Consider the following 6,067-nt stretch of genomic DNA (forward strand, 5'->3'; position numbering starts at 1 on the left):
TGGAAGGCCGGCCGCCGCAGGCCCAGGGCCCCGGCTGGGGCTGCTGCCCCCGCCGCCTCGAAGCGGGCCGGGGCCGGGTAGCGGGTCCGCGCCGCGCCCAACACGCCGATGGTGATGAGCGCCGGGACGAACAGGGCGGCGAAGGCGAGGTCGTAGCGCCCGGTGAGCCCCAGGAGGGCAGCCATCAGCAGGGGGCCGCCGACCGCCCCGATCTGGTCCAGGGCCTCGTGCAGGCCGAAGCCTTTCCCCGCGCCGACCTCTGCGGCGGCGTAAGAGAGCATGGTGTCGCGGGCGGGGGTGCGCAGGGCCTTGCCCAGCCGCTCCGCCAGGATCAGGGCGGCGGCCGCCGGCCAGGTCCGGGCCAGGGCCAGCAGGGGAACGGCGAAGACGTTCACGGCGTAGCCGGCGATGGTCAGGGCCCAGGGCCGGCGCAGCCGATCGGCCAGGTAGCCGGCCAGCGGCCGCAGGCCATAGCCGATCAGTTCCCCGATCCCCCCCAGGGCCCCCACCACGGCGGCGCTCGCCCCCAGGACCGCCAGGTAGGGGCCGATGAGGCTGCGGGCCCCTTCGTAGGTCACATCGGCCATCAGGCTGACCAGCCCGAGGAGGACGATGAACCGCCACGCCTCCGCCCGCCGGACGCCGGCCATTTTAACCTCCTTATCGGTGATTTTTTTATGTTACGACCGGGCCTCCGGTCGCGCCAGCGACTCGAGGAGCCTCATCGCCAGGGCGGCGGCCAGGCCGCCGGGGGAGAGCCGCAGGGCCAGACGACGGGCGCGGTCCAGCCACCGGGGGCCGGCCGGGCGGACGTCGGCCAGGGAGCGGACCCGCAGGGCTTGGGGGGCGGGCGCCGCCCCTCCGGGCGGGAGCCGACCGTGGACGCGCACGGCGCGCCCCGCTGGGAGATCGAAGAAGTTGTCGCTGAAGCGGACATCGATCCCCGGGAGGTCCAGGGCCACGAACCGGGCCAGCGCCTGCGCCCTCACTTCCACCTCCAGCACCTCCCCGCAGACCGTCGCGGTCACGTGCAGCCCCGGATCCGGCAGGGGCAGATCCTTTTCGGGGGCGAACAGGGCCACCTGGCGGCTTTCCAGCCGTTCCCCTCGCCACCGCTCCGCGATGAAGGCCAGGGCCCGTCGGTGCCGGCGGAGGTGCGGCGCGAAGGAGAAGACGCCCATGGGCTGCACGGACAGCGGAGGGGCTTCCGCCGGGATGTGCCCCTCGGCCAGGACCTTGCCGGTGAAGGTCTCCAGGGACCAGCGGATGGATCCCGTCCAGGCCTCCCGGGTGTCGTTGATCAGGAAGAGGGCCACACGGGGCCCCTCCACCGCCACCGAGAGGAGCACCGGGTCGAAGAAGCGACGGGCGGCGTAATGAAGCGCTTTCCAGCGGCCTGTGACGTCGATGCTGGACCAGGAGACGGCGGGCCACAGGTCGTTGAGTTGCCAGAAGAGCACGCCGCCGCAGCGGTCCCGATGGCGCCGCCAGTGCTCCACGGCCGCGCGCACCGCTTCCGCCTGGACGATCTGGGTGAGGTAGATCAGGTCCTCCCGGCGCGCCGGGGTCCGGAAGCGCTCGGCCAGGTAGTAGCCCAGCCGCATGTTGCCCCCGGGCGAGCGCTGACGTTCCTGCAGGGCCTGGTCCACCGAGGCGGGCTCCCCGGGCCGGGCGAAGGCCTGCAGGGTCTCCAGCGCCGGCAGGGATTGCACGCCGAACTCGCTGACGAAGCGGGGGATCCGCTTTCGGTAGTGGGTGGTGGGGGCCAGCCCGTGCCAGACCCGCCAGAGGTGGACGTCTCCTCGGCGGTCGTCCCCCACGGCCTCCAGGAACCGGCCGGAGGAGGGGGAACCCGGCCAGTAGGGGCGATCGGGATCCTCCTCCTGAAGCCACTCGGGGAGGAGGTGATAGAAGAAGCGCTCGTGGGCTTCGGCGAGGCGGGCCAGGTCCTTCCCCCGGCCCCGCCACTGCCAGCGCCATAACGGCCACAGCATCTCGATCTCGTTGTTGCCGCACCAGAGGGCCAGGGAAGGATGGTGGCGCAGGCGGCGGACGTTCTCCTGGACCTCCGCGCGCAGTTCCTCCAGGAACGCCGGGTCGTCCAGAGGGTAGAGCATGCAGGCGAAGGGGAAGTCCTGCCAAATCAGGAGGCCCAGGCGGTCGCACAGGGCGTAGAAGCGGTCCTCCTCGTAGCCGCCGCCACCCCAGACGCGCAGCATGTTCATCCCCACGGCCGCCGCGCTGCGCAGGAGATCGGCCATCCGCCTTCCCCGGTCGGGGTCCGGGAACAGGGCGGTGGGCACCCAGTTGGCCCCCCGGACGAACAGCCGCACCCCGTTGACCACGAAGGCGAAGGACTCCCCCCACCGGTCGGGCGTCCGCTCCAAAGCCAGCGTCCGCAGCCCTACGGCCTCCACCCGTCGATCCAGGAGGCGGCCGCCGGCCGTCAGGGCGACCGCCACGGTATAGAGGGGCTGGGGGCCCAGGCCGTTGGGCCACCAGCGCAGGGGCTCCGGGATCTCCAGCGTGAGGGCCGTCGTCGGCGCCGCCAGCCGCCGCTCCGCCCGGATCCGCCGGCCCTCCGGATCCCCCACGGTCACGGCGAGGGTGAGATCTTCCGCCGTCTGGATTTGCGCCTGGACCTGCACATGGAGCGCCACGCGGTCTGGGCGGTGCTCCTGCCGGATCCGTACCTCGGCCAGGCGGGCTCCGGAGAATCCCTCCAGGGCCACTCCCCTCCAGATCCCCATGGTGGGCAGAGGCGGGCCCCAGTCCCAGCCGAAGTGGGCGGGGACTTTGCGCAGGGCCGCTGTCCCCGGGTTCCAGAGGGCGGGCAGGGGGCGAGCGGCGTGCTGGGATCGGGCCTCCGCGAGGGGGGATCGCAGCCGGATCCGCACGGTGTTGGGCCCCCGGCGCAGGCGCTCTCGAACGGCCCAGCGGTAAGTGCGGAACATGTTGCGGGTCTCGCCGAGCCGCTCCCCGTTCAGAAAGATCTCCGCTACCGTGTCCACCCCGGCGCAGACCAGTTCTACGTGCTCCTCGTCCCACAGGGCCGGGTCCACCTCGAAGGTCCGCTCGTATTCCCAATCCCCTTCAGCCACCCCGGCGATCCGCTCGAGGCTGCCGGCGGCGAAGGGGTGGGGAATGCGACCGGCGGCGTAGAGGTCCAGGTGCACGCATCCGGGCACCCGTCCCGGCACCGCCTCCAGCTCCAGGGAGCCCACAGGGCGCAGGGTCCAGAGGCCGTTTAGGGACTGGCGGCGCATGGCGCCTCGAGGGCCTCCCACGCCCGTTGCAACGCCTGGATGTCGGGGAAGACCAAGTCCGGCTGCACCGGGCTTTCCGCCAAGGCGGCCGGGGAGGTGGCTCCCGAGAGGACCAGGATGGTGGTGAGGCCGGCCCGCTTCCCCCCAACGATGTCCGTCGGGATCTGATCCCCGATGACCGCCGTGGTCTCCGGAGCGGCCCCCATGCGGGCCATGGCGATGCGGAACATCAGCGGCTCCGGCTTGCCGACCACCACCGGGGCGACGCCGGTGGCCCGCTCCAGGAAGGCGAGGGTGGCTCCGTTGCCCGGGTAGAGCCCATCCTCCCCCGGCCACACCGGATCCGGGTTGGTCCCGATGAAGCGGGCGCCGTTCCAGATGGCCCGCGCCGCCCGGGCCAGTTTGGCGTAGGTCAGCCCCCAGTCCAGCCCCACCACCACGAAGTCGGCGGTCTCCTCTTCCACCAGCCGGAAGCCGGCGGCCTCCAGGGCCTCCCGCAGGGCCCGCTCCCCGACGACGAGGACCCGGGCCCCGGGCGGGGCGATCTCCTGCAGGTAAAGGGCGGTGGCCTCGCCGGAGGGGAGCACCTCTTCCGGATCGACGGCCACCCCGAACTGGGCCAGTTGTGCGACATAATCAGCCCGGGAGCGGCTGGCGTTGTTGGTGGCCAGGACGAAGCGGATCCCGCGGCGGCGCAGGAAGGCGAAGAACGCCGCCAGACCCGACATGGGTCGCTTCCCCCGCCACAGCACACCGTCCATGTCGATGATCAGGTGGCGGATGGCGCGCAGGCGTTCGGACATGGGGGCTTCCCTCTCACAACGGGATTATCCGGCCGCCGCCCGGAGGGCTTCTCGATAGGCCTCCGGGGTGTCAACGTCCAGGACCCAGGCGGGATCGGGGACCGGGACCATGGCCACCGCCTCGGGGAAGCGCCGGACCAGCGAGCGCCCGCCCAGGTCGCCTTGCAGGTCCATCAGCGCCGGGAACATCGGGCGGGCGAAGAGGGCGGGCGGACGGGGCTCCCCGTCCAGGCTGCTCACTACCATGGGTTTGCCGGTGGCGCGATACATCTCCACCAGCTGGCGCAGCCAGCGCGGGCGGACCAAGGGCTGGTCCACCTGCATGAGGACGACCGCCTCCACCGTGGGCGGGAGGGCCTCCAGGCCGGCCCGGATGGAGCGGCTCATCCCCTCCGACCAGGCGGGGTTCTCCACCACCTGAACCGGAAAGCCCGCGAGGGCCCTCCGGACCTCATCCCCTGCGGCGCCCACCACCACGATGATGGGATCCAGGCCGGCGCGGCGGGCGAGGGCGGCCCCATGGCGCACCAGGGGGCGCTCCCCCCATGGGGCCAGGGCCTTGGGCATGCCGAACCGTCGGCCCTCCCCGGCCGCCAGCAAGATGGCCGCCACGGGGGGATCCTCCCGGCGCCGGGCGGCCACGGCCACCCCATGGACCATCCCCACGACGCGGTGGAAGGCCTCCGGCGGCAGGGCGGCGAGGACAGCCTCGAAGCCCTCTCGATCGAATCGGGAGGCGCTGCTCAAGAGCAGGATCCGACAGGCTCCGGCGGGGACCCCCTTGCCGCCTCCCTCTGGATGGCTGACCAGGGCGGCCAGCCAGGCGGGGGTGACCGGGTCCTCGGGACGGCCCCCCAGGCGGTGGAGGGCCCCTTCCGGGCGATGGACTTCCTCCTGGATGGGCCGGCCCAGGGCCTCCAGGCCTGCCACCACCACGACGGCGTCCACCTCGGTGGGGAGGGCAGGCTCGTGTTCGGCTGGCCACTTCAACCGCCGACGCCGGGCGCCGTCGGCCTCGATCAGCCAGGTGACTTGCGGCAGGCCCCGGATCAGCCGGTCGACCGTCGCCGGGGGCAGACCCTGGAGCCGCCACGGATGGGCCGGGTAGGGATCCGCCGGGGGCTCCGGGAACGGTTCGGCCCGCCGCGCGGCCAGCACCCATTTCGGCCGGTGACGCAGGAGCTCGGAGAGCCCCTCCAGCGTCGGATCCCCCGTCAGGAGCAGGCCGACGTCCTCCGGCAGCACCGGTTCCAGGATGTGGGTGGTGGTTGTCCAGAAGGCCGGCCCTCCCAGCGCCCGGAGGATCCGCCAGGCCGCGGTGGTCTTTCCCCCGGCGCCGACGAAGGCCACCGCCGACTCCGGGGCCAGCCCGAGGGCATCGAGGAGGGCGGGCGGGATCTGCGCCGGGATCATCCGGAGCCCTCCGGGAGGCCGTAGCGTCGGCGGAGGAAGGCCCAGGCGACCCGATCGATGCGGTCGTCTGGCCGCCAGCGCTCCTCCAGGTTCTCCACGCCGAAGAGGGTCTCTAGGGCCTGGCGGGTGGCCTCGTCGTAGACGCCGGTGATCTCTCCGTGGTAGTAGCCGGCGTGGCGGAGCAGGCGCTGGATCTCCCGGACCAGGGCCGCGTCGATAGGGACCAGGTCCTCCGGGCGCGGCGCCCCGAAATAGAGGTGGTGGAGCGCCACCAGGTCCTTCAGTTTGACCACGGGGTCTGGGTCGTCGTCCACCCGCAGGTCCATATACCGGTCGTTGAAGCCGCCGTAGCCGCCGCCCTCCCGGACCACGAGGATGGCGGCGGACTGGCGGCCCCGGCGGTCACCCCCGGCCCGATCCCCCGCCAGCAGGGCCGCCACGAGGCGGTCCGCCAGTTCCCCGGAGGTCTTCACGAAGGCTTCGGCCATCGCCTCCAGCGTCCGCCCGTCGACCAGGAGGTTCCCCAGACAGCAGAAGCCCTCCCCGACGAGGTGGCCGGCCCAGGGCAGGCATGCGGCGCCCGTG

General features: G+C 72.9%; 5 protein-coding genes. All 5 read right to left on the reverse strand.

Annotated features, from left to right (window positions below; genetic code table 11):
* Positions 1-650: MFS transporter (locus C4313_RS10675; protein WP_352429847.1), on the reverse strand; the 650-nt coding region annotated here is incomplete at its 3' end.
* A 30-nt stretch (positions 651-680) separates the two neighbouring features.
* A complete protein-coding gene (locus C4313_RS10680) occupies positions 681-3,266 on the reverse strand; it encodes a beta-mannosidase (RefSeq protein ID WP_352429848.1) in 2,586 nt (861 codons plus the stop codon).
* Positions 3,248-4,069, reverse strand: a complete 822-nt coding sequence (locus C4313_RS10685; protein ID WP_352429849.1) for an HAD-IIA family hydrolase — start codon at positions 4,067-4,069, stop codon at positions 3,248-3,250. Before C4313_RS10685 ends, C4313_RS10680 begins: the two co-directional genes overlap by 19 nt.
* A 24-nt stretch (positions 4,070-4,093) precedes the next feature.
* Entirely contained in the window at positions 4,094-5,482 is a 1,389-nt protein-coding gene (yqeC, locus tag C4313_RS10690; RefSeq protein ID WP_352429850.1) for a selenium cofactor biosynthesis protein YqeC, read from the reverse strand.
* On the reverse strand, positions 5,479-6,067 hold a 589-nt coding region (locus tag C4313_RS10695), incomplete at its 5' end, for a DUF1028 domain-containing protein (protein ID WP_352429851.1). The genes C4313_RS10695 and yqeC, both read right to left, overlap by 4 nt.

This window comes from Thermoflexus sp. (genome assembly GCF_040289485.1).
In the GTDB taxonomy this organism is placed as follows: Bacteria; Chloroflexota; Anaerolineae; order Thermoflexales; family Thermoflexaceae; genus Thermoflexus.